General features: G+C 62.6%; 21 protein-coding genes. 11 read left to right on the top strand and 10 right to left on the bottom strand.

Features of this window, described 5'->3' with window-relative positions:
- Window positions 1–103: 103 nt before the first annotated feature.
- The 3 genes from ACTHNR_RS05110 to ACTHNR_RS05100 all read right to left on the bottom strand — a co-directional run bounded on the left by ACTHNR_RS05110 (window position 104) and on the right by ACTHNR_RS05100 (window position 3915).
- Window positions 104–850 (bottom strand): glucose 1-dehydrogenase, encoded by a 747-nt coding sequence (locus ACTHNR_RS05110; protein ID WP_440546448.1) that lies wholly within the window; start codon window positions 848–850, stop codon window positions 104–106.
- A gap of 170 nt (window positions 851–1020) precedes the next feature.
- Window positions 1021–2877 carry a sensor histidine kinase gene (locus ACTHNR_RS05105; protein WP_440546498.1) on the bottom strand — a complete coding sequence of 619 codons (1857 nt, stop codon included), beginning with the start codon at window positions 2875–2877 and terminating at the stop codon, window positions 1021–1023.
- A 120-nt stretch (window positions 2878–2997) separates the two neighbouring features.
- Window positions 2998–3915, bottom strand: coding sequence for a LysR family transcriptional regulator (locus ACTHNR_RS05100; RefSeq protein WP_440546447.1), 918 nt, complete (start codon window positions 3913–3915; stop codon window positions 2998–3000).
- A 91-nt stretch (window positions 3916–4006) separates the two neighbouring features.
- Between ACTHNR_RS05100 and ACTHNR_RS05095 the strand changes: the two genes are divergently transcribed.
- The 5 genes from ACTHNR_RS05095 to ACTHNR_RS05075 all read left to right on the top strand — a co-directional run bounded on the left by ACTHNR_RS05095 (window position 4007) and on the right by ACTHNR_RS05075 (window position 9605).
- A complete protein-coding gene (locus ACTHNR_RS05095) occupies window positions 4007–4897 on the top strand; it encodes an alpha/beta fold hydrolase (RefSeq protein ID WP_440546446.1) in 891 nt (296 codons plus the stop codon).
- 32 nt (window positions 4898–4929) lie between these two features.
- On the top strand, window positions 4930–6342 hold the full coding sequence (leuC, locus tag ACTHNR_RS05090) for a 3-isopropylmalate dehydratase large subunit (protein WP_440546445.1): 1413 nt from the start codon (window positions 4930–4932) through the stop codon (window positions 6340–6342).
- A complete protein-coding gene (leuD, locus tag ACTHNR_RS05085; RefSeq protein ID WP_440546444.1) occupies window positions 6339–6953 on the top strand; it encodes a 3-isopropylmalate dehydratase small subunit in 615 nt (204 codons plus the stop codon). The genes leuC and leuD overlap by 4 nt, the downstream gene beginning before the upstream one ends.
- A gap of 66 nt (window positions 6954–7019) precedes the next feature.
- Window positions 7020–8378, top strand: a complete 1359-nt coding sequence (locus tag ACTHNR_RS05080; protein WP_440546442.1) for a dicarboxylate/amino acid:cation symporter — start codon at window positions 7020–7022, stop codon at window positions 8376–8378.
- A 24-nt stretch (window positions 8379–8402) separates the two neighbouring features.
- Entirely contained in the window at window positions 8403–9605 is a 1203-nt protein-coding gene (locus ACTHNR_RS05075; protein WP_440546441.1) for a porin, read from the top strand.
- Between the two features lie 90 nt (window positions 9606–9695).
- Here the strand turns inward: ACTHNR_RS05075 and ACTHNR_RS05070 are convergent, their stop codons facing one another.
- Window positions 9696–10601 (bottom strand): NAD(P)/FAD-dependent oxidoreductase, encoded by a 906-nt coding sequence (locus tag ACTHNR_RS05070; protein ID WP_440546497.1) that lies wholly within the window; start codon window positions 10599–10601, stop codon window positions 9696–9698.
- Window positions 10602–10701: 100 nt separating this feature from the next.
- Between ACTHNR_RS05070 and ACTHNR_RS05065 the strand changes: the two genes are divergently transcribed.
- Window positions 10702–11154, top strand: coding sequence for an Rrf2 family transcriptional regulator (locus ACTHNR_RS05065; protein ID WP_440546440.1), 453 nt, complete (start codon window positions 10702–10704; stop codon window positions 11152–11154).
- A gap of 195 nt (window positions 11155–11349) precedes the next feature.
- On the opposite strand, the gene ACTHNR_RS05060 is transcribed toward ACTHNR_RS05065, so the two are convergent.
- The 4 genes from ACTHNR_RS05060 to ACTHNR_RS05045 all read right to left on the bottom strand — a co-directional run bounded on the left by ACTHNR_RS05060 (window position 11350) and on the right by ACTHNR_RS05045 (window position 15572).
- Window positions 11350–11961, bottom strand: coding sequence for a LysE family translocator (locus ACTHNR_RS05060; RefSeq protein ID WP_440546438.1), 612 nt, complete (start codon window positions 11959–11961; stop codon window positions 11350–11352).
- Window positions 11962–12254: 293 nt separating this feature from the next.
- On the bottom strand, window positions 12255–13556 hold the full coding sequence (locus tag ACTHNR_RS05055; RefSeq protein WP_440546437.1) for a PQQ-dependent sugar dehydrogenase: 1302 nt from the start codon (window positions 13554–13556) through the stop codon (window positions 12255–12257).
- An 82-nt stretch (window positions 13557–13638) separates the two neighbouring features.
- The gene (locus ACTHNR_RS05050) at window positions 13639–13980 is read right to left on the bottom strand and encodes a hypothetical protein (RefSeq protein ID WP_440546436.1); all 342 of its coding nucleotides are present in this window, start codon (window positions 13978–13980) and stop codon (window positions 13639–13641) included.
- Window positions 13981–14189: 209 nt separating this feature from the next.
- Entirely contained in the window at window positions 14190–15572 is a 1383-nt protein-coding gene (locus ACTHNR_RS05045; protein WP_440546435.1) for a carboxymuconolactone decarboxylase family protein, read from the bottom strand.
- A gap of 90 nt (window positions 15573–15662) precedes the next feature.
- On the opposite strand from ACTHNR_RS05045, the gene ACTHNR_RS05040 reads away from it, so the two are divergent.
- Window positions 15663–16580 (top strand): LysR family transcriptional regulator, encoded by a 918-nt coding sequence (locus ACTHNR_RS05040; RefSeq protein ID WP_440546434.1) that lies wholly within the window; start codon window positions 15663–15665, stop codon window positions 16578–16580.
- 20 nt (window positions 16581–16600) lie between these two features.
- Here ACTHNR_RS05040 and ACTHNR_RS05035 read toward each other — a convergent pair whose 3' ends face one another.
- A complete protein-coding gene (locus ACTHNR_RS05035; RefSeq protein WP_440546433.1) occupies window positions 16601–17293 on the bottom strand; it encodes an alpha/beta fold hydrolase in 693 nt (230 codons plus the stop codon).
- 252 nt (window positions 17294–17545) lie between these two features.
- Between ACTHNR_RS05035 and ACTHNR_RS05030 the strand changes: the two genes are divergently transcribed.
- The 4 genes from ACTHNR_RS05030 (at window position 17546) to ACTHNR_RS05015 (ending at window position 21719) form a co-directional block, all read left to right on the top strand.
- Entirely contained in the window at window positions 17546–18529 is a 984-nt protein-coding gene (locus ACTHNR_RS05030) for a 2-keto-3-deoxygluconate permease (protein WP_440546432.1), read from the top strand.
- Window positions 18526–19797 (top strand): four-carbon acid sugar kinase family protein, encoded by a 1272-nt coding sequence (locus tag ACTHNR_RS05025; RefSeq protein ID WP_440546431.1) that lies wholly within the window; start codon window positions 18526–18528, stop codon window positions 19795–19797. The genes ACTHNR_RS05030 and ACTHNR_RS05025 overlap by 4 nt, the downstream gene beginning before the upstream one ends.
- A 59-nt stretch (window positions 19798–19856) precedes the next feature.
- Window positions 19857–20861, top strand: coding sequence for a 4-hydroxythreonine-4-phosphate dehydrogenase PdxA (gene pdxA, locus ACTHNR_RS05020; RefSeq protein ID WP_440546430.1), 1005 nt, complete (start codon window positions 19857–19859; stop codon window positions 20859–20861).
- A 66-nt stretch (window positions 20862–20927) separates the two neighbouring features.
- Window positions 20928–21719: a DeoR/GlpR family DNA-binding transcription regulator gene (locus ACTHNR_RS05015; RefSeq protein WP_440546429.1), complete on the top strand. Its 792-nt coding sequence runs from the start codon at window positions 20928–20930 to the stop codon at window positions 21717–21719.
- Between the two features lie 82 nt (window positions 21720–21801).
- Here ACTHNR_RS05015 and ACTHNR_RS05010 read toward each other — a convergent pair.
- Window positions 21802–21972, bottom strand: a 171-nt coding sequence (locus ACTHNR_RS05010; RefSeq protein ID WP_440546496.1) for a helix-turn-helix domain-containing protein, incomplete at its 5' end; no start/stop codon positions are given.

The following is a 21972-nucleotide window of genomic DNA, read 5'->3' as shown; positions in this document are numbered from 1 at the left end:
GCACGTGGATCGAAAACGACAATGCCTCGGCCACCGAGCCGAGGCATACTCGTGCAACGCTTCACCGAGAAGCGTTGACGCTTGAAGCTACCGTCGAAAACGATCAGCGCATGCCGCCGCTCGCCACGATCCGCTCGCCGGTCAGCCAGGCCGAGTCGTCGGATGCGAGGAACACGGCAATGGACGCAATATCGTCGGGCTTGCCTACACGGCCGAGCGGCGTCTGGCTTACCGCCATCGTTTCGAAGTCCGATCCTGCGATCCCTGCCGCATGCGTGCCTTCGGTGATGACGATGCCCGGGTTGATCGCATTGACGCGAATCTTGCGCGGCCCGAGTTCGCGCGAAAGCACGCCGGTGATCGCATCGACGGCCCCTTTGGTGCCGCTATACACCGCGCTTGCCGGCGGCGTGATCGTGGTCACCACGGAGCTGACGTTGATGATGCTCGCACCCTCGCCGAAATGCTTCAGCGCGGCTTGCGTCGTGAGCAGCAAGCCGAGCACGTTGACGTTGAACTGTCGATGGAATTGATCTTCGGTGAATGCTTCGATCGGCGCCAATTCATAGACGCCCGAATTGTTGACGAGGATGTCGATGCGGCCGTAGGTTTCGATGGCCGCATCGATGATGCCTTGCGCATCCGCAGCTTTGGAGACGTCGCCACCCACCGCGGTTGCCTTGCCGCCCGCCGCCGTGATCGCCGCGACGACGGCGTCGGCTCCTGCCTTGCTGCTCGCGTAATTGACCACCACCGACGCCCCTTCCGCCGCGAGGGCCTTGGCGATACCCGCGCCGATACCCTTAGACGCACCCGTCACCACAGCCACTTTGCCCGCAAGCTTGCTCATATCCGTTTCTCCAGTCGATTCGAAAGCATGAAAAGGGAGCCGGCTGCTATCGAGTCAACCGGCCCAAGACGGAGTCAATGTAGACATTCGCTGCTGGGCAATAAAGCGGCTCTAGACGAATTGACCTGCGGGATCCGACGAACAATCGCGGGAAGCGCGGTTCGCTGCGGTCACGGCCTCCGCGCGCCGCCTGCTTCCGGATGAAGCAATGCTGCATCGAGCCTCGTCGCTGCCGGCGCGCCAGGCAGTGGAATGCGCACGTCGATCGATGTCCCATGCCCGGGCGACGACCGGATACTGACCTCGCCCGCGACGAGGTAGGCCCGCTCGCGCAAACCCGAGAGTCCGAATGAATTGAGCTTGCGCGGCGTTGAAAGATCGAAGCCGACGCCGTTGTCTTGCACGACCAACGACACGTGATCGTCGTGGCGCGTCAAGCTCAGGGTCGCCCGGGAGGCGCGCGCATGCCGCCCGATGTTGGTCAGCGACTCCTGCATGATGCGAAACACGGCGGTCGCTTGCGGTTCCTCGAGATCGAGGTCCGGCGGTTCGATGATCAATTCGCATTCGATGCCGTGGCGCTGCCGAAAATTTTGCGCGAGCCATTCCGCGGCCGCAACGAGACCGAGATCGTCTAGCACGAGCGGCCGAAGGTCTGCCGCGATGCGGCGCGTGGCGACGACTGCTTCGTCGAGCAGCGAATTCACGGGAGCGAGTTCGGCCGACAAGGCCTTTCTTTCGGCAACCAATTGAAGCTCGAGCCGCGATGCCGCGAGCGTCTGGCAAAGTTCATCGTGCAATTCGCGAGCGATGCGTCGATTTTCCTGCTCGCGCGCGGACGTTCCGATCGACGCGAGTTCGCGCAACTCCTCGCGCGAGTGCTGCAGCGCGGCTTGTGCGCGCTTGCGCTCTAGCACTTCATTGACTAGATCGCGATTCGCCTCCGTGAGAGCGGCGGTGCGCGATGCGACACGGTGCTCGAGCAGCGCGTTCGCTTCGTTCAGCTGCACCGTCTGCAACTGAACGCGTTGCCGCTCGATGCGTTCGCTCTCGAGAGACTGAACGACCCGTGCGTAAAGATCGATGTTCTCGAGCGTCAACATGACCAGTACGAAGCTTGCGGCGCATAGGCTGTAGATGCGGCCGGCATAGAAACCGAGATCGAAACGGCTGTGATTGAGCACGCCCGCGAATGTGATATCGAAGAGCCATGCGCACATGACGACCATGAGCCATAGGTCGAGCACGGAGTGCGGCCGCCGCCGCAGCAGCGTCGCGAGCGCAAGCAGGCTGATGGACCAGGTGAGCGTCAGGACGACGGCGTGCGCCACGGTGTAGCGGGGCGCCAGCGGCGGGCCGGACAACTGTTGCGGCAGCCAGTCGTAGCCGCGGGTGGCCAGTAGCGCGAACGCGACGGCGACGAGCGCGGCTAACGCAATGGCGCCGAAGGCTGCCGGTGCGCAAGCGCGTTCACGGTGCGTCGCCATTTGCGCGGCGTCGCCCTTTAGCCACGCATAGACAATGATGACGACCGGAAAACTCGCATGCCAGAAAACGTAGAGCCAGGCCGTGCTTTGGCTGCGAGCGCCTAACCAGCCTGTATCGGAGAAGACGCCTGGAAACGTGAGCAGGTGTGCCGTGGCCGTGAACGCGGTCAGCAAGTATCCCGTCGCCAAGACGAGCAGTGCTTTGGACCGCAAGATGCGGTGCTGGCCGATCAGGAGTGCTGCCGTGAGCAGATCGCAAACGATCACCGCGGATTCGTAGACGGGGATAAACGCCCAAACCCGGGGTAATTGCACTTTCGCGAACGGCGCCGCGCAAATGAAGGCCACCGCCGTGATCAAGACGACAGCCAGCGCGAGTCGCCGCTCGCGGCGTCCGGGCGGCAAGGTCGAGAGGAACACCCGCGAATCCGAACCGGTCGTCAACTCGTTCACGCTCGCCCCCGTGGTCGCTAACGCGTTGATTGTGGGTATACGTGGGGATATCTTACTACCAAAGAATGCGACGCCCACGGGCTTCATTGCGCGGCGGCGACGAAGCGTTTGCACCGTAGCTTCCTTAGGCCAGTGCGGCGATGGCCCTTTTCTCCGTTACTTCAAACGAATTTTCCCGGGACCAGCGATGTTCTACTCTCAATTCGATCATGGCCGCGCGACTCGGCCGCGCTTCACCCGCTCGGGCAGATCCGCCTGCAGATAATCGACGAACGATCTCAGCCGCACCGAAAGTTGATGCCGTTCGAGATACACCGCGAAAATATCCGCATTAGGCAACGACCACGCCGTGAGTAGCGGAACGAGCTGCCCGCTCGCGAGATAAGGCGCAATCTCCCATTCCGAACGCACGACGATGCCCTGGCCGTCGAGCGCCCAGCCCAGCACGATCTCCCCGTCGTTGCTGCTCAGCTGGCCGCGGATCTTGACGGTCTCCACGTTTTTTCCGCGAGTGAAGTGCCACGTGCCGTAAGCGGATTCGTTCTCGCGCAGGACGAGGCAATTGTGTTTCGCCAAGTCGTGCGGCGTGCGCGGCAGCCCGTTTTCTTCGATGTAACGCGGTGACGCGCACACGAGCCGCGTGTTCTTGAGAAGCAAGCGGGCATTGATCCGCGCATCCGGCACGGGGCCGAAACGAATGCCGACGTCATAGGCCTGCTCCTGCAGACTCAACGGGCGATCGGTGAGCTGCAACTGAAACTCCATCGCCCGGTGGCGGCGTGCGAACGCCGATATCGCGGGCGCCACATAGGCGCGTCCAAACCCGAACGACGCATTCACGCGCAGCAAACCGGACGGCTCGACGCTGCTGCTGCTGACCATCTGCTCCAGCTCATGCAGTTCGGCGAGCAACCGCGACCCGTTCGTCAAATACACCTCGCCCTCCGTCGTCAGGCTGATGCGTCTCGTGGTGCGGTTCAAGAGTCGCACGCCGAGGCGGCGTTCGATCTGTTTCAGCCGCTTGCTTACCGACGGCGTCGTCACGCCCAGCTCTCGCGCGGCCGCCGTCAGGTTGCCTTCGCGCACCACGAGTTCGAAGACGGCGAGATCTGAAATGCTGTCCATTGTTTCCTTTAGGGAAAGGGCGGTTTGCTTTATGCGACACCTTATCGCATAAAGCACAAATTAGACTATCAAAAAACATGTGGAGGCACGGATGTTCATGGAATTTGAGCCGTTCTCGGCTGTGACCGATGGCATCGCTATTCGCGGTGTCAAGGGCGGGGCGGGACCTGCGCTGCTGCTGTTGCACGGGCATCCGCAGACCAAGGCGATATGGCACAAGGTCGCCGGGCAACTCGCCCAGTCGTTCACGGTGATCGCGACCGATCTGCGAGGCTACGGCGATAGCGACAAGCCCGATGGCGTGCCTGACCACTCGAACTACTCGAAGCGCCGCATGGCCGCGGATCAGGTCGACGTCATGCGCTCGCTTGGGTTCGAGCGTTTTGCGGTGCTCGCGCACGATCGTGGCGCAAGGGTGGCGGTGCGAATGGCGCTCGACCATGCCGAATCCATTACGCGCCTCGCGATCTTGGACATCGCGCCGACGCTCGCAATGTACGAGCAGACGTCGCTCGAATTCGCGCGCGCCTATTGGCACTGGTTTTTCCTCGTGCGGCCTGCACCGTTCCCCGAAACCCTGATTCGCAGCGACCCGGACCTCTACCTGCGACAGACGATCGGCGCGCGCAGCGCCGGGCTCGTGCCGTTCACCAAGGAGGCTTACGCGGAGTATCTGCGCTGCTTGTCGAACCCCGGGACGGCACACGGTCTATGCGAGGACTACCGCGCGTCGATCAGCTGCGATCTCGACGATGACCGCGCAAGCCTGGCCGCAGGCGAGCGGATTCGCTGCCCGGTGCTCGCGCTCTGGGGCGCGGACGGCGTAATCGGTAAATGCTTCGACCCGCTGCGCGAATGGCGGAAATGGGCGCCCGACGTAAGGGGCGGCGCGCTCCCATGCGGGCACTACATCCCGGAGGAGGCGCCTGACGCGCTTCTCGAACAGGCGCTGCCGTTCCTTCGGGCCGGCGCGGCGGCATGAATCGTCCAATCTCTCCCGTTCTTCCGACTTCCATGTCCAGAACCACTCTCTACCAAAAGCTGGTCGATTCCCACACGGTCAAACGGATCGACGAGGACACCGTGCTCCTTTACGTCGATCTTCATGTCATGAACGAATACACGAGTCCGCAAGCGTTCAGCGGGCTCGACGCGCGCGGCCGGCAGGTGCGCCGCCCTGCTCAGCAACTGGCGGTGGTGAGTCACATCATTCCGACGCATGCGGAGAGCCCGCGCGTGATTCGCGATGCCGCATCGCTCCATCAGGCGGACAACCTCGCGAGAAACTGCGCGCGCAGCGCAATCCGATTGTTGGACGCCAACGATCCGCAACAGGGCATCGAGCATATCGTCACGCCGGAACTGGGTCTCGTCCGGCCGGGCATGGTGATCCTGTGCGGAGATAGCCACACGACCACCTACGGCGCACTCGGTGCGCTCGGCTTCGGCATCGGGACATCCGAAGTGGAACACGTGCTCGCGACGCAGACCCTCGTCTATCGCGTCGCCCGCACGATGCGCATCCATGTCGACGGCGTGCTGCCTTTCGGCACTTCGTCGAAGGATCTGATCGTCTGGATCATCGGCCGCATCGGCGCCCAGGGCGCACGGGGCTACGCCGTGGAATTCACCGGTTCGATCTTCGAGACGATGTCGGCCGAAGCACGCATGACGCTTTGCAATATGACTGTCGAAGCGGGCGCCCGTGCGGCATTGATCGCGCCGGACGATATCACGTTCGACTACGTTCGCGCGCACACCGCGTTTCCCGACGCGCAGTGGCGCGAGGCGCTGCAGGCGTGGCGCACATTGAAGACCGACGACGACGCGGTGTACGACGCGCAGTTCGCGTTCGACGCCAGTCTTTTGGCGCCCTGCGTCACGTGGGGGACGAGCCCCGACCAGGCCATGGCGATCGATGCGCTCGTGCCCTCGCCGGAGGACTTCGACACCGTCGAAGGCGCTGCGTCCGCGAAGCGGGCCCTCGACTACACCGGGCTGACCGCCCATCGGCCAATTGCAGGCACGCCGATCGATCGCGTGTTCATCGGATCGTGCACTAACGGCCGCATCGAGGACCTTCGCACGGTGGCCGCGATCGTCGCGGGAAAACGCGTCGCCGACGGTGTGCGGGCCATGGTGGTGCCCGGTTCGGGCCGCGTCAAGCGGCAGGCCGAGGAGGAGGGCGTGGCGCGGGTGCTCATTGAGGCAGGCTTCGAATGGCGCGAGCCAGGCTGTTCGATGTGCCTTGCAATGAACGACGACGTCCTGGCCGAAGGCGAGCGCTGCGCGTCGACTACGAATCGCAATTTCGAAGGCCGGCAGGGACGCGGCGGAAGAACGCACTTGATGAGTCCGGCGATGGCCGCCGCCGCTGCCATTACCGGCTGCATCACCGACGTACGGAAGATGGGAGGCACGCAATGAGCACCTACACGCACATCGAGGGCAGCCTCATGCCGCTGCCCGTCGAAAATCTCGATACCGACCAGATCATGCCCAAACAGTTTCTGCGCATCGTCGACAAGGCCGGCCTCGCGGACGGCTTGCTATACGACCTGCGCTATGACGGTGCGGGCAAGCCGCGCCCCGGCGCGATCCTGAACGACAGCCGCTATCGTCAAGCGAAGGTGCTCGTGGGCGGGGCCAATTTCGGTTGCGGGTCAAGCCGCGAGCATGCGGTGTGGGGGCTTCGGCAATACGGCTTCGAGGCAGTCATCGCGCCGAGCTTCGCGGAAATCTTTTACTCGAACGCGATGAACAACCGTTTGTTGCTGGTTCAGTTGCCGCGCGCACTCATCAACGATTTGGTGACCCGTTCGCTGGCCGATCCGACGACTCGCGTAAGCATCGATATCGACTCCCTCACCGTCAAGCTGCCGGAAGGCGGGCGTAGCGCGTTTCCGCTTGCCGCGCGGCATCGGACCATGATCATGCAAGGCATCGACACGATCGATCTGACCATGCAGGACGAAGCGGACATTTGCGCCTTCGAGCGGCGGCATTTCGCCGATCGACCGTGGGCGGCCGTCTTCTGAGCGCATCGTGCGGCAGGACGAAGAGTGGCGTGCAAGCCACCTAAACATTAGGAAATGGAGCGAGACATGAAACAGCGAACCGGAAGCACTCCGTTCTACAAAATCCTTTACGTGCAGGTCATCGGCGCGATCGCGCTCGGGATCCTGGCCGGGCATCTCTGGCCGACGTTCGCCGAAAGCGCCAAGCCGCTCGGCGATATGTTCGTGAGGCTGATCAGGATGATCATCGCGCCGGTGATCTTCTGCACGGTGGTCGGCGGCATCGCCAGCATGCGCGATATGAAGGCAGTCGGACGCGTTGGCGGCAAGGCGATGGTTTACTTCGAGGCCGTGTCGACGTTCGCGCTGGCGGCGGGGCTGATCGCAGGCCATGTGATCGAGCCGGGAGCCGGCTTCAACGTGTCGATCGCGTCGCTCGACGCATCGGCTGTCAGCGGCTATGTGTCGAAGGCGGCGCATGGCGAGGGACTCATGGGTTTTCTGATGCACGTGATCCCGCAGACGTTTCTCGGTGCGTTCACGCAGGGCGACATTCTTCCGGTGCTCCTCGTCGCCATTTTGTTCGGGTCGGCGCTGTCGCTGATCGGCGAGCGGGCGAAGCCGATGAACGACCTGATCGAATCGGCCACGGCGGCCATGTTCAGTGTGGTCGGCATCATCACGCGCGTCGCGCCGATTGGTGCGTTCGGGGCGATGGCCTTCACGGTCGGCAAGTACGGCATCGTGTCGCTGCTGCCGATGCTCAAGCTGATCGCGACGTTCTACCTCACGGCCGGTTTCTTCGTGCTGGTCGTGCTTGGCGTCGTGGCGCGCCTGACGGGTTTCAGCATCGTCCGGTTTCTCGTTTTCATCAAGGAGGAGCTGCTCATCGTCCTCGGCACGTCGACCTCCGAAAGCGCGCTGCCGCAATTGATGAGCAAGCTCGAGACGCTGGGCTGCTCGCGCGCGGTGGTGGGCCTGGTAGTGCCCACGGGCTACTCGTTCAATCTCGACGGCACGAACATTTACATGACGCTCGCCGTGCTGTTTCTCGCGCAAGCGACCAATACGCATCTCACGCTCACGCAAGAGATCACGCTGCTCGCGGTGACGATGCTCACGTCGAAGGGCGCAACGGCCGTGGTGGGCGCCGGTTTCGTCACGCTCGCGGCAAGCCTTTCCGTGGTGCCCACGGTGCCCGTCGCGGCGATGGTGCTCATTTTGGGTATCGACCGCTTCATGGCCGAATGCCGCGCGCTAACCAACATCATCGGCAACGGCGTCGCGACCATCGTCGTGTGCGCTTGGGAAGGGCAGCTCGATCGCGCGAGGTTGAAGGAAGGCCTGAAAAGCCGGGGCACACGCGCTTTCGACGAAGCACGGTCGACCGAAACGTCGACAGCGTCGCTGGACTACGACAAACCGGCATCCACACAAATGCAATAACGCATCGCACAAGAGGAGACAATCATGAAAAGAACCATCTGGCCGCTCGGTCTAGCAGCGGGGACGACACTCGCGCTTGCACCCGTCGTGCAGGCATATGGGCAGAACAGCGTGACGCTGTATGGCGTGATAGACGCGGGCATCGGCTATTCGAACAATGTCGCCCCGACGCTCGGCGGCGTGGGCGGCCACAAATTTCAGCTCACCTCCGGCGTCGGTAGCGGCTCTCGATTCGGGCTGCGCGGAACGGAAGATCTGGGTGGCGGAAATGCGGCGATCTTCGTGCTTGAAAACGGATTCAGCGCGGCGAACGGAACGATGCTTCAGGGCGGCAGGCTGTTTGGACGGCAGGCATACGTGGGACTCTCTAATGCTCGATTGGGCTCGGTGACGTTCGGTCGGCAATACGATTCCGTGGTGGACTTCGTCAGTCCCTTCACATCGGCCAAGCAGTGGGGCACGCAATACGGCGCTCACGTTGGCGACGCGGACAATCTGTACAACGCTTTTCGGATCAACAACTCGCTGAAGTACACGAGCAGGACGTGGCGCGGGTTCACGCTGGGCGCGTTGTACGGCTTCAGCGGCCAGGCGGCCGGCGGCAGCGGAACCGGTTTTGCCAACGATCGCGCCTGGAGCGTCGGCGCGGGCTATCGCATGGGCGGGTTTTCCGCCGGCGCGGGGTATCTCCTCGTGAACAACCCCTCGTCGGGAAATACGAACGGGACCAACTTGAACGGCGCGGTGGCGGGCGACTACATCGGTGCGACGAACATCTTCTATGCACGGCCGGTCGCGCGCCAGGCCGTCGTGGCGGCGGGAGCCGCCTATCAGTTTGGGCAGGCGAGCGCCGGCCTGATCTACAGCCATAGCAAGCTGGATTACGCGGATCGCTCCTCTTTCGGTATTCACAATATCGAAGCGAATCTTTCGTGGCGGTTGCAGCCCGCGCTCGTGACGGGTATCGCCGCGATCTACAGCGATGGCTTCGTCGATGGAGCGCGCGGGATAGCGAATGTCGCAACGACGACTCATCCGCGCTGGCTGCAGATCAACCTCGGGACGGACTACTCGATCAGCAAACGAGTCGACCTATACGCCGCAGTGGTTTGGCAGAAGGCGGAAGGAGGCGCCGCGGCGGCCGCGATCGACGCGGTGGGCGGGCCGACCGGCGCGGGCGGCCGATTTCAGATTGCCAGTCAATTTGGCGTTCGCGCGAAGTTTTGATACGCGAACGGGCAGGGTGCTTGCCGGCATTCCCCCGGCGCATTCTCCGGCTGAAGCCCGTTGCCAGGCCGGGGCCACTTCGACGACCATTCACAGGCCGCTAATGAGCGAGCGATGCGCCGCAACGCCCGCTGCAACCCCGGCCGCCGAGGCGAACGTCGCGTTGGACCATGCGCTCGCCGCATCGCCAGCGGCGAACACGCCGGGAACGGTGGTCTGCTTCCATTCGTCCACGCGAATAAGGGGACCTATCGGACTGTTGTCGAAATCGCATCCGAGTTGCTCTGCGAGCGGACTGGCCATCTGGGTGCGCGGCCCCACGAACAGTGCATCGATTTCGACGACGCGGCCGTCGGCGAGACGCAATCCCGCCATATTGGGTGCGTCGCCCAGCACTTGTACGACTGGCGCCCGTTCGATCTGCACGTTGCGGGCTGCTAGCAACGCGGTCTCTTCGGGCGATGGCTCGACGATACCTTGCGTAAACCAGGTCGTCGGTCCCCAGTCGGGAACGAGCAGCGCCTGATGAATCGATAGTGAGTGCGTTGCCAGGACACCGAGCCGTTTGTCCGCGACTTCGTAACCGTGACAATACGGACAATGCAGTGCGCTGACGCCCCATCGTTCCTCCAGACCGGGGAGAGCGGGCAGTTCGTCGCGAATGCCCGTTGCAAGGATCAATCGATCCGCGCTTGAGCTGCTTCCATCGCTTTGCGTGACGATGAAGCGGTCATCGACACGCTCCGCCATGGATGCTTCGCCTATCGCGACGTGCGCCGTCGGATACGCAGTGAGTTGCGCCGTCGCCTCATCAATGATCTCGCCGGGCGCCTTGCCGTCCTGCCCGAGAAAACCATGAGCGTGTGTCGCGAACCGGTTGCGTGGCCTTCTGCTATCGAGCACGAGTACACGCCGCCTCGCGCGCGCCAGCTGCATCGCGGCCGAAAGACCGGCGAAGCTGCCGCCGATCACGATGACATCGTAGTGCGCGTCCATGCGTTTCATCTCCACTCATTACGTAACGTTCAAAGTTACATGATAGCGCCATGTTAAACTCTCATGCAACTTAAAAAGTTTCTTGAGATCGACGCCCACGATGAAGACCGATAGCCGCATGTCTCGCGTCTTGCACGCATTGATTCACATGGCGCATGCGGATGGCCCGCTCACCTCCGAAGCGCTCGGCGAAATGCTGTGCACGAACGCCGTCGTGGTGAGGCGTTTGTTCAGCGGTCTGCGCGATATTGGATACGTAACTTCGGAGAAAGGGCACGGAGGCGGTTGGGTGCTGGCCAAACCGCTGGAAAGCATTACGTTACTGGACGTGTACCGTGCGGTTGGCGAGCCCTCGCTTTTCTCGCATCTTGTTTCCGATGATCATCGGGAATGTCTTGTCGAAAAAGCGGTGAATGCCCACCTTTCTGCGACGCTTCTCGAAGCCGAGGCTGTCCTGTTGAAAAAATTCGAGACCGTTACCATCGCGATGCTTGCGGGAGAAATCGAAACATCGGCGTTTCGGTCGAAATTGTCTCGAGCCGGAAGAAAATAGCGGCTGTCGCATGCATTCGCGGGCTTTGGGCAAGCCGACGCTGATCGAAACCGCGGAACGTCGAATCGTGGCGATCTCGGGAATCAGTCGGTTCTGCGGTTGGGGGAGGCGATTGGGAGGTTAGGGATGCGAGCCCGTCGTTTATCCAGCGAATGCCCCTCAAGATTCATCCGCATCACTCCCATCGATGTTGAGCTATCGCACCGCGATCGCGACCGCGGCACCAGCCATTACCGTTGCACTCGTCCGGTTTGCGATCTTGACGGCACGTCGGCTCTTCAACAATTTTCGAGCGCGGACGGCAAGCAGAGCCCAGCCGAAATCCACGGCTATCAGCACCGCGAACATCGTCAGTGTCAGTTCAAACCAAGCGACCGCCCCAACGCTGGAGAGATCTATGATCGTAGGCAAAAGCGCAAGATAGAACACCATGATCTTCGGATTGCCGAGCGTGACGATCAGACCGGCGATGAACATGCGGAACGGGGATTGCCCACTTGGCAAAAGTCCGTCGGGCAAGCTAGCGGGGGCGAACCACATTTTCCAAGCAAGAAACAATAGATAGGCAACGCCAACAAGTTTCAATGCGAGAAATGCCCAGGCAAATGCATGAGCCAGAACAGTGAGACCCGCGACCGCGCAGGTAAGCCACAACGCTTCGCCGAGCCACATTGCGGCGAGAAAGGGGAATATCTCACGAAAGCCATTGGTGAGAACGCGTGCAACAAGAGCGGCGACACTGGGTCCCGGCGAACCGGCAACAATGACCAATGCGAAAGCAAATACGAGCAGACTGGAAAAACTCACTGGCAGCCTCCTTCGATCAGTGAATCTTCTGGGGTCGCTCGGATTATATACTTGCGACTTGCTGGCCTAAGTCTGGCCCGGCTGCGTGCCGCGTGCGGAGCCGGAACCTCGTGCAAGGGATAAATTCGTGGAGGCAAGCTGCTGTTGTCTGTATGACGGCTGGACGGCGGGAGCAGGATTTTCGCTGCTTTCCGTCATGATCTGCGTGGCGAACTTCCTCGGCACAGCCTTGACCAACCGTCAGTATGCGGACGTTTGACAGCTCCAGACGGCGGCGCTAGGCACTGGCGGCTTTATCGCGGCGCTACCCGCCAGACCGCGTTGCCGACGTCGTCAGCCACCAGCAAGGCACCCCTCTTATCCAGCGCAACGCCAACTGGTCGTCCGACAGCGCGGCCGTCCGGTGTAAGAAAGCCGGTCAGGAAGTCTTCAGGGAGTCCCGCAGGCTTGCCGTTCGCAAACGGCACGAAAACCACCTTGTACCCGGTGCGCGGCTTGCGATTCCACGAGCCGTGCTGGCCGATGAAAGCGCCTCCGCGGTAATGCGGTGGGAAAAGATCGCCATCGTAGAAGACGAGGCCGAGCGACGCGGTGTGGTTGCCCAATCCATAATCCGGAGCAATGGCCGTCGCAACGAGTGCTGGGCGTTGCGGGGTGACTCGAGTGTCGACGTGCTGGCCCCAGTAGCTGTACGGGAAACCGTAGAACGCGCCGTCCCTGACCGCCGTCATGTAATCCGGAACGAGGTTGTTGCCGAGATCGTCGCGCTCATTGACGGCTGTCCATAAGGCGCCGCTTTGCGGCTGCCACGCGAGGCCGTTCGGATTACGCAGTCCAGTCGCGTAGGGCCGCAAGGTGCGGCTTTGCACATCGAACTCGAGGATGCGCGCGCGGCCTTCTTCCGCTGCGATTCCGTTTTCGCCGGCGTTGCTGTTCGATCCCACCGTGATGTATAAATGCTTGCCCGATCGATCCGCGATAATGTTCTTCGTCCAGTGGTGATTGATTGGCCCGGCCGGCAAGTCGGCCACCTTCGTTGCCGGGCCGTCGATCGTCGCCGCGCCCGGCGCATAGTTGAAGCGCAGCAATGCATCGGTGTCGGCGACGTAGAGGTAACGGCCGATCAGCGCCATGCCGAACGGCGAGTGCAAGTGACTTAGAAACACGGTCTGCATTTGCGCGGTGCCGGTACCTTGCGCATCACGCAAAAGCACGATGCGGTCGGGACTCGGCACACCTGCGCCCGCCCGCTTCATCACTTTCTTCCGGAGCCAGCCGAACAGGCCGCTGCCTTTGTCGTGCGCTTGCGGCGCATCGCTTTCTGCGACCAGCACGTCACCGTTCGGCAACGTGTAGAGCCAGCGCGGATGCGACAGCCCCGCCGCAAACTTCGTCGCCACGAATCCGCTGGCGGCGGTAGGGGTGAATTCAGCGGATGGCGTCTGCACCGGAGCGATATTCACTGTGGGAAGCAATGACTCGTGCGGTGGCCCTATAAGCGGAGATGTACCGAGCCCAGTATCCACAGCAGCCGATGGGCCGAGCGCACATGCGCCAAGTGGAAGAACCGTTATTGCGATCAGACGCTTCAGCATGTGGTGTCCCATCCGGGCGATGCCGGCTCAAGAAGATCGCATTGCATTGGTTCGTGTCACGAGAAGTTCATGGCGGCCAGATCTAGCCGTCGTTTATCTCGGTGGAAAAGCAATTCTCGATCCTGCACAGGAACTGCATCAAGCCTGCCATGGCTCCGCCAGCAACCGTGCCGGCAGGTGCATCGATGCCGCCTGAATGCACCGCCACCCTGCGGGCGCTTGCCATGCGACCCGCAATGCGCACGAGGGCAACAAGCGCGAGGATCGCGCCAGCGGCCCACCAGCGAAACCACGGTTTCTCGAAGGAAGCTGGCTGAACGCCAAAAAAAGCAATACAGACCAGAGCCACGATCTGCAGAAGCATCGCACTGACAGCAGCACTCTTCAGATATGCGCGAGCCGCGCGAATACGAATGCGTCTCAAGCCAGTCTCCCAGATCAGTCAAACCTTACAGTTGGGCCTATCGCAGCGTTCTCATTGTTACGGTTGAAGCTGAAGCCTTCCTGAGGCGGTGCGATGATCTGGGGCCGGCGGTGCGAACCTAAGACGAAGGACAACTGCAAACAATTCTCACTTTCGATGACGGTCGAATGTAGGTCTATGGCGGCGGTGCGGCACGGGCGCTGTGCTGTTCATTGCCGTTCTCCCGCCTTTTGGGCCTGCTCGCTGCGCTTATTGAATTCCTCGCCGACGATGCGCATGCTTTCCTCGACTGCCGGATATCCACGATAGGGAAGGAGATTCAGCAGCGTTTCGACAATTTCAGCCTGCGTCGCGCCCGCTGTCAGCGCCGCATGCGCGTGGACCCGCAGCGGCGTCTCCGTCGCTTTGCTTCCCACCGCGGCGAGCGCCGAGCATGCGGCGAGTTCGCGCGTCTTCGCGTCGAGCCCGGGACGGCTGAAGATGTCGCCGTAGGAGTGCTCGACGATCGCGCGGCCGATATCCGGCGCCAGGTCGTTGAAGCTGTTGACCACGGCCTCGCCGGCCTGAGCAGAGGTCTTGGCGAGCGTCGCCAATCCGCGTTCGCCGCGAGCTTTGTGAGTTTCAGAGACGATTGCATTCGCGCTTACCCTGGCGCCTGCCTCTTCTTTCTCGTTTTGCTCCGGCTTCGTGAAGACGGCGTTCGCAACTGCAAAAGCATTGAGAGCGCTCGGGAAGCCGGCATAGACGGCCAGTTGCATCAGGGCTTCGGTGATCTCGGTGCGGGACAGGCTCCACTTGACGCCGGCTTCCATATGAAGGCGGAGCTGATCGCTGCGATTGCCGGCTGCCGCGAGCATCGAGATGATCGCGATTTGTCGTGCCTTTGGATCGAGTCCTTCGCGAGCGAAAATCTCACCGAATGCAAATTCGACCGACCAGCGGGCGAGCTCGGGTGACGTGCTTTCCAGCTTTGCCATGTACTCCTGCGGATTGGCCATCAAGTCGTCGAGCACCTCGAGACCCCGCTGATATCGCGCGGCGCCATCGTCGGACACTGGGGCGATCGGATCGAAAGCCAGATCGCGCTCCCGAAAGATCTCGCGAACGATGCCCACGGCGTTGATCGCGACCGGAAACCCCAGGATAGCGACCGCCTGGAACAGCATTTCGACCAGTTCTGCCGGCTCGCCGCCGGCATTGAGGAAGCCGGTCATGTGATATTTCAGTTGCGGTTGCAAGCTGCCATGGGCCATCAGCGCGGCAACGGTGGCGACCTGACGAAGGCGCAGATCCAGCCCCGGTCGCGACAAGATGTCCCCATAGGCAAATTCAACGGTGAATCGCGCCAAATCCGGGGCGACCTGCGCCAGACGGTGGACTGGGATATCGTAGCCCGCGCCGCCGATCCGCTTCAGCATTTCCATACCCCGGGAATAACGTTCTGCGCCGGTTCCGCCAGCGCAAGCGCCCAAGAGAGCGGTCATGCCTGTCTGAGCCGTGGATCCATTCATTTGTGTTTCGCCTTCGGCCGCTGCCGGCGTTTCGGCTGCGGTGATCGTTTGCAGAGAGTCGCTGTGCTTGCACGTATCCATGTTTGATTTGCTCCTTCGAAGTCAGTGGAACGGAGCATACGGGCGGGAACATGCAATGGGCCAAGACCAAATTCGTGATACCTTTTCTGCATGAGGATACGAATCGATTTGCGCCAGTTGGAGTGCTTCGTCGCAGTGGCTGAGGAAGGCACCTTTCGCGCCGCAGCGGAACGGCTGCACATGTCACAACCGCCTCTAAGCCGCCAGATCAAACAGCTCGAGAGCGAACTGGGGGTGACATTGCTCGATCGCGGTTCGGCGGGCGCCGAACTTACGACGGCGGGCAGCGCGTTCCTGAAGGGGGCGAGGAAGACGCTGTTTCAAGCCGCGGAGGCCATCGAAATCGCGCGGCGGCATTCGAAGGGAACGCCCCGGCAGCTCAGGGTTGGCTATACCAAGGTCTTCGACCCGGAGGTCTTTCCTTCCCTCGAGCCTGCCTTCAAGAAAGCGGTTCCAGACGGGTCGCTGGTTTTCGTTGCCGCCATTTCCGTCGAGCTTATCCGGCGCCTGCAGCGCGGCGCGCTCGATGTCGCCTTGATCGGGCTGCCCAGCGCAACAGGGGAGCTGGTGGTTGAGCCGCTGCACAAGGAGCCGCTGGTCGCGGTCATCCCCGCGCGGCATCCGCTCGCGCGACACAAAGTCCTGTCGATCGCGCAGTTGAACGACGAACCGCTGTTCTGGCCGCAGCGCCGAACAAATCCCGGATTCTTCGATCACTACGAGGAAGTGTTTGCGAAGCTCGGCCATGCGCCGAGCCGCAGACTGACGGAACCCGCGGATCACCACCTCCTGCTGGCCGAAGTGGCGAAAGGACGGGGTATCGGCTTCATACCGAAGTCGATGACGAAGGTGCGGCGCGCCGGTGCGATTTTCAGGCCGCTCAAGGAAAAGGAATTCTGGATCGGATTTGGCCTCGCCTACAGGAATGCGCAACGCTCATCGGAGGTGGATGCGTTGTTGCGGATCGTGCGGCGCAAAACGGCATTGCTTCCTCCGGGCATAGCATAGCCACGGCCGTGCCGTTCGTCCTATGACGCTTCTGGCGCTTCTGGCGCTGTGACGGCGCCCAGTGGGCGACTTAGCAGAATTTCCACGACAGCCTCGGGAGCGAGTCTCGGAATATCGTGTGCGCAGTCGAGGCGATGCGTGACCCATTCGGGGTCTCGTCGTAGACGTTCGTACAACTCGACGAATGGGCTGTCCTGCCAGCCGAATGCGGCGACGAAGGCTTTGCTAGGCACTTTGCGCCAATTGCCCGTCAGCTTTATCGCTTGCAGAAAGGTGGCGATGGGATGCGGCCGGCATCGGCTGTCGAGATGCCCAGGCGGGGCGCAGTTCAAACCATCCGCCGCCACGCCCGCGATAAAGCGTTCGCGATACTTCTGGGTGGTGAGCGACCAAAGCGATTCGCCGTTTTCCGGCACATAGGCATCGAGGTAGACAATCGCGGCGACGCGCGACGGTTCCTTGTCTGCCGCGCCGGTGATCACCATCCCCCCATACGAATGACCGACGAGAACGACGCTCGTATCGCCCGCGCGAATCGCCCGGACCACCTCGTCAATGTGACGTTCGAGATTGACCCCCGTCGAAGCTTCGTCACCCAGTCCCGAGAGCGTGAGCGCCTGTACCTCGTGGCCTTCGCTCGATAGCGCCTTGCTAACGGCATCGAAGGCCCAGCCGCCGTGCCAACCGCTCGGCACCAAAACGAATCTTGCCATCTGATTTGTCCTCGCAAATGCGCTAGTCCAGCCAGCGCTGGGTGACTGGGCGCCATCATGTGCTGGAGCGCGCGCGTTGAGCAACCAGCAACCCGTAGCGTAGCGTAGCGACCTTCCACCATGCACCTAATGATCGAATCGGTCATAAAAATGATCGATTTGCGCATCCAAGCAGGATGCGTTACGATGCAAATGATCGATTCAATCAAAACGGCGACTGATCCAATCACGCCGACCTAAAAGGAGACTCGCATGGCCCAGATACGCATCAAGCGCGGAATCGAGCGCATCCCCGGCGGCATGATGATCGTGCCGCTGCTGCTTGGATCTGTTGTTGCGACCTTCCTTCCGGGCATGCCGAAGTTCTTCGGCTCGTTCACGAGCGCGCTGTTCACCGGCGCGCTGCCGATTCTCGCGGTTTTCTACGTCTGCATGGGCGCGAGCATCGACGTCAAGGCAACGCCCTATTTGATCAAAAAGGGCGGCGCGTTGTTCGTGACGAAAGTTGGTATGGCCATCGTGGTAGGCATCGCGCTCGGGCATTTTCTCGGCGAACAACCGGTCTCGTCCGGCCTCTTTGCCGGCATCTCGACACTGGCCGTCGTCGCTGCGATGAACGACACCAACGGCGGCCTCTATATGGCCTTGATGGGCCAGTACGGGCGAAAGGAAGACGTCGGCGCCTATACGATCATGTCGCTGGAGTCGGGCCCGTTTCTGACGATGGTGACGCTCGGGGTCGCGGGTCTGTCGGCTTTCCCCTGGCCGACGCTCGTGGGCAGCATCCTGCCGCTGGTATTCGGTATGCTCCTCGGCAATCTCGATCGCGAGATGCGCGAGTTCCTCGGCAAGGCCGTCCCAGTCATGATTCCGTTCTTCGCGTTGGCGCTCGGTGCGGGGCTCGATCTGCACAAGGTCTGGCAGGCCGGCCTGCTCGGTATCGGCCTCGGCATCGCGGTTATCGTCGTTACCGGCATTCCCCTTTATCTAGCGGACCGTCTGACGGGCGGAACTGGCGTGGCGGGCGCGGCGGCCGCCAACACGGCGGGCAACGCGGCGGCCGTGCCGGCGCTGATTGCGGCGGCCAATCCCGTCTACGCCGATGCCGCCAAGAGCGCCACCCTGCTGGTTGCCGCTTGCGTGGTAGTGACGGCGATCCTTTCGCCGATCCTGACCGCCGCAGTCGCCAAGCGGGTGGAGGAACGACGCCGCCCGGCAGCGGAACTCGCGCGATGAGCATGCTGATCATCGCGGACGATCTCTCCGGCGCGGCCGATTGCGCAATCGGTTTCGCAAGTGTCGGCCATCGAACGGTGGTCACGCTCGATGCGAACGACGATCCGGACGCCGATGTGATCGCGGCGGACACCGATACGCGCCGCCTCACACCGGCGGAAGCCGGCAGGCGCGCGGCCGCTGCGTGGCAGGCGCTTCGCGCACCGGGACGGCGTTTATACAAGAAGATCGATTCGACGTTGCGCGGCAATTGGCCGGCCGAGGTGGCCGCGTTGCAACCGCTCGCGGGCCTCGCTATCGTCGCGCCCGCGTTCCCGGCGACGGGCCGCACGGTGCGCGGCGCTCGGGTGTTCGTGCATGGCAAGCCGCTCGAATCGACGGACACGTGGAAGCTGGAGAACGCCGGCCGCCAGGCCGACGTGCAGGCGATGCTGGCGGAGGCGGGCTTGTCCACCGCGCGACTCGACGTGACGGCGTTGCGCGAGGGCCGCGACACGCTCGCGGCGCAAATTGCGACGGCGGCTAAAAGCGGCGTTCAGGCGCTGATCGTCGATGCCGAAACGACCGAGGACCTGCGCGCGATCGCGCAAGTGACGGCATGTGCGGACGGCGCGCTGTTTTGGGTTGGCTCGGGCGGCCTCGCACGCGAGATGGCAGGCCTGCCGGACCTGTTCGAAGCGAACACCCGGCGCGAGCGAACGGCATATGCGAACCCGGCTTCGCACCACGCGCCGGTGCTTATTGTCGTGGGCAGCCTGTCGGCCACTTCCGAACGACAGTGCGCTGTGTTGCGCGAACGCGCGCACATGCAAGAGCTGACTATACCGCCTGCGGTGCTGCGCCGACGCGAGTCTCACGCCGAGTGGCCCGCGTGGCAGGCGCGCATCGCCGCGACGCTCGGCGCCAATCGGGATCTGTTGCTGCGCATCGGCCGCGACGATGCGTTCGATGCAGCCGAAGGCGTGACGCTTTCCAGTGCGCTAGCGGCGCTCGTGAAGCCGCATTTCGCCGCGTTGGGTGGTCTCGTCGCCACCGGCGGCGAGACGGCGCGGGCGATGCTGAGCGCGGTCGGCGTGAGCGGTCTCGAACTGCTTGCGGAAATCGAAGCGGGGGTCGCTGTCGGACGGCCATTGGGCGCCGGCCTCGAGCAACACCTTCGCATCGTCACCAAAGCCGGCGCATTCGGGACTGACCAGGCGCTGCTCACGGCGTGGCTTCACTTCCGCGAAGGCGCCGAAGCGGGCGCGGTTCCGCGCAATTCCATCTGATCGTCATCCACGATGCGATCGGGTACACAAGGCAAACGCAGTCGAGGATTCAGACGAACATGACGAACAACCTACTTCCCGTCATCGGCATCACGATGGGCGATGCCGCCGGTGTCGGTCCCGAAATCATCGTCAGAAGCCTGACGCACGAAGTGGTTTATCGGCAATGCCGTCCGCTCGTGATCGGCGACGCACGCCGCCTCGAGCGGGCGAGCGCGATTGTCGGCGCCAACGTCGAGATCCGCCGTATCAAAGAAGCATCGGATGCGCGGTACGAGCCGGGCACGATCGACTGCATCGACCTCGGCCTGATTCCCGATGACATGCCGTTCGGCCAGCTTTCGGCTGTGGCGGGCGATGCCGCCTATCGGTATATCGCGCGCGCGGTCGAGCTGGCGCAGGCAGAGCAGATCGATGCGATCTGCACCGCGCCGCTCAACAAGGAAGCGCTGCACGCGGGCGGCCACAAATTTCCGGGCCATACGGAAATGCTCGCCTATCTGACGGGGGTGGACGAAGTGTCGATGATGCTGGTCGCACCGAACCTGCGTGTGATCCACGTGACGACGCACATCGGGATCATCGATGCGATCCGTAAGATCGAACCCGGCCTCGTACGACGCACCATCGAGCGCGGCCACGCGACGCTGGTCAAGGCCGGAATCGCCAATCCGCGCATTGGCGTGTGCGGCATCAACCCGCACGCAGGCGAAAACGGCCTTTTCGGTTACGGCGAGGAAGAAGAAAAGATCATCCCCGCGGTCACGGTGTTGCGTGAGCGAGGTTGGGACGTCACCGGCCCGTTGCCGGCCGACACGCTATTTTTCCGCGCCGGGCGCGGCGACTTCGACCTTGTCGTGGCGATGTACCACGACCAGGGGCACGGCCCGGTAAAAGTGCTCGGACTGGAAGCGGGGGTGAACGTGACGGTCGGGCTCAGGGTGATCCGCACATCGGTGGATCACGGCACGGCCTTCGACATCGCTGGCAAGGGAATCGCCGACGAGCGGAGCCTGCTCGAAGCATTGCGCCAGGGCGCCGAGCTCGCCACGCGGCGTGGTTGATTACAGAGCGTTCGTGCGCAGACCTTGGTGTAACATCGGCGGCGTTCTTTCCGCACGACGAAAACCATGAAAGCCTCCGAACGCCATCGCGCGATTCTCGATCTCATCGTGACCCGCGATGCCAGCGTGGAAGAGCTGGTCATTGCGCTCGGCGTATCGGAAGCGACGATCAGGCGCGATCTCACGACGCTTGCCAACGAGCGGCGACTCGTGCGCACGTACGGCGGTGCGACGGCGCTGATCGGCTCGCACGAACCCGAAGCCTCGCTCGATGAACGCAAGGCCGCTCAGCGCGATCAAAAGGAGGCGATCGCCAGAGCAGCGGCTGCCCACGTTCATGACGGCGACACGGTGCTGCTTGACGGCGGGACGACGTGCGCCGCGTTGGCCCGGCATCTAAGTTCGCGGCTCGACTTGAAGGTCGTGACTAACAACCTGCTCGCGCTGATGACGCTCGCCAATGCACCGGGCGTGCATTTGACGCTGATCGGCGGTGACTTGCGCACGTCGAGCATGAGCACGCTCGGGCCGCTTGCGGAGCTGTCGCTGAGCCGGCTGAGCGTGGACAAAGCGTTCCTCGGAGCCGATGGCGTCGTTGCCGAGTTCGGACTGTGCGAGGCCACCGCGGAACAGGCTTACCTGAAGGACTGCATCATCCGCCGGGCGGCGCAGATCGTCGTGCTGGCGGATGCCGATAAGCTAGGTCGCGCACGCCAACAGCACTGGACGCCGATAGAACGCGATTGGCGTCTGATCACTTCGTCAGCGGCCGATCCAATGCGTCTTGCACCGTTCAGAGCACTGGAGCGCGTGACTGTGGAGACCGCGGCGCTCGATGAGGCTGAAGAGAATGCATGAACGCGGGCGACGCTTCGCTTGTGCCCGACGAAGGTCACCTTGGGTCAGCTTAGCTTAGCGTCCGCGCCGTCAAGCGAGCGCCTTACAGCGAACTCGCTTCCAGCCCTCCCGCTTTCGACGCACGCGCGCGCCATTTCGCCGGTGTCATTCCCACCTGCCGCTTGAACACGCGTTGAAACGCCGCTTCCGATTGGTACCCGACGGCTTCGCCGATTTCTGCGACCGACATGCCGGTTTGCGCGAGTTTTCGTCC

It is taken from the genome of Trinickia sp. (assembly GCF_051954495.1).
Lineage (GTDB): Bacteria > Pseudomonadota > Gammaproteobacteria > Burkholderiales > Burkholderiaceae > Trinickia.
This window is presented reverse-complemented; position numbering and strand designations above follow the sequence as displayed.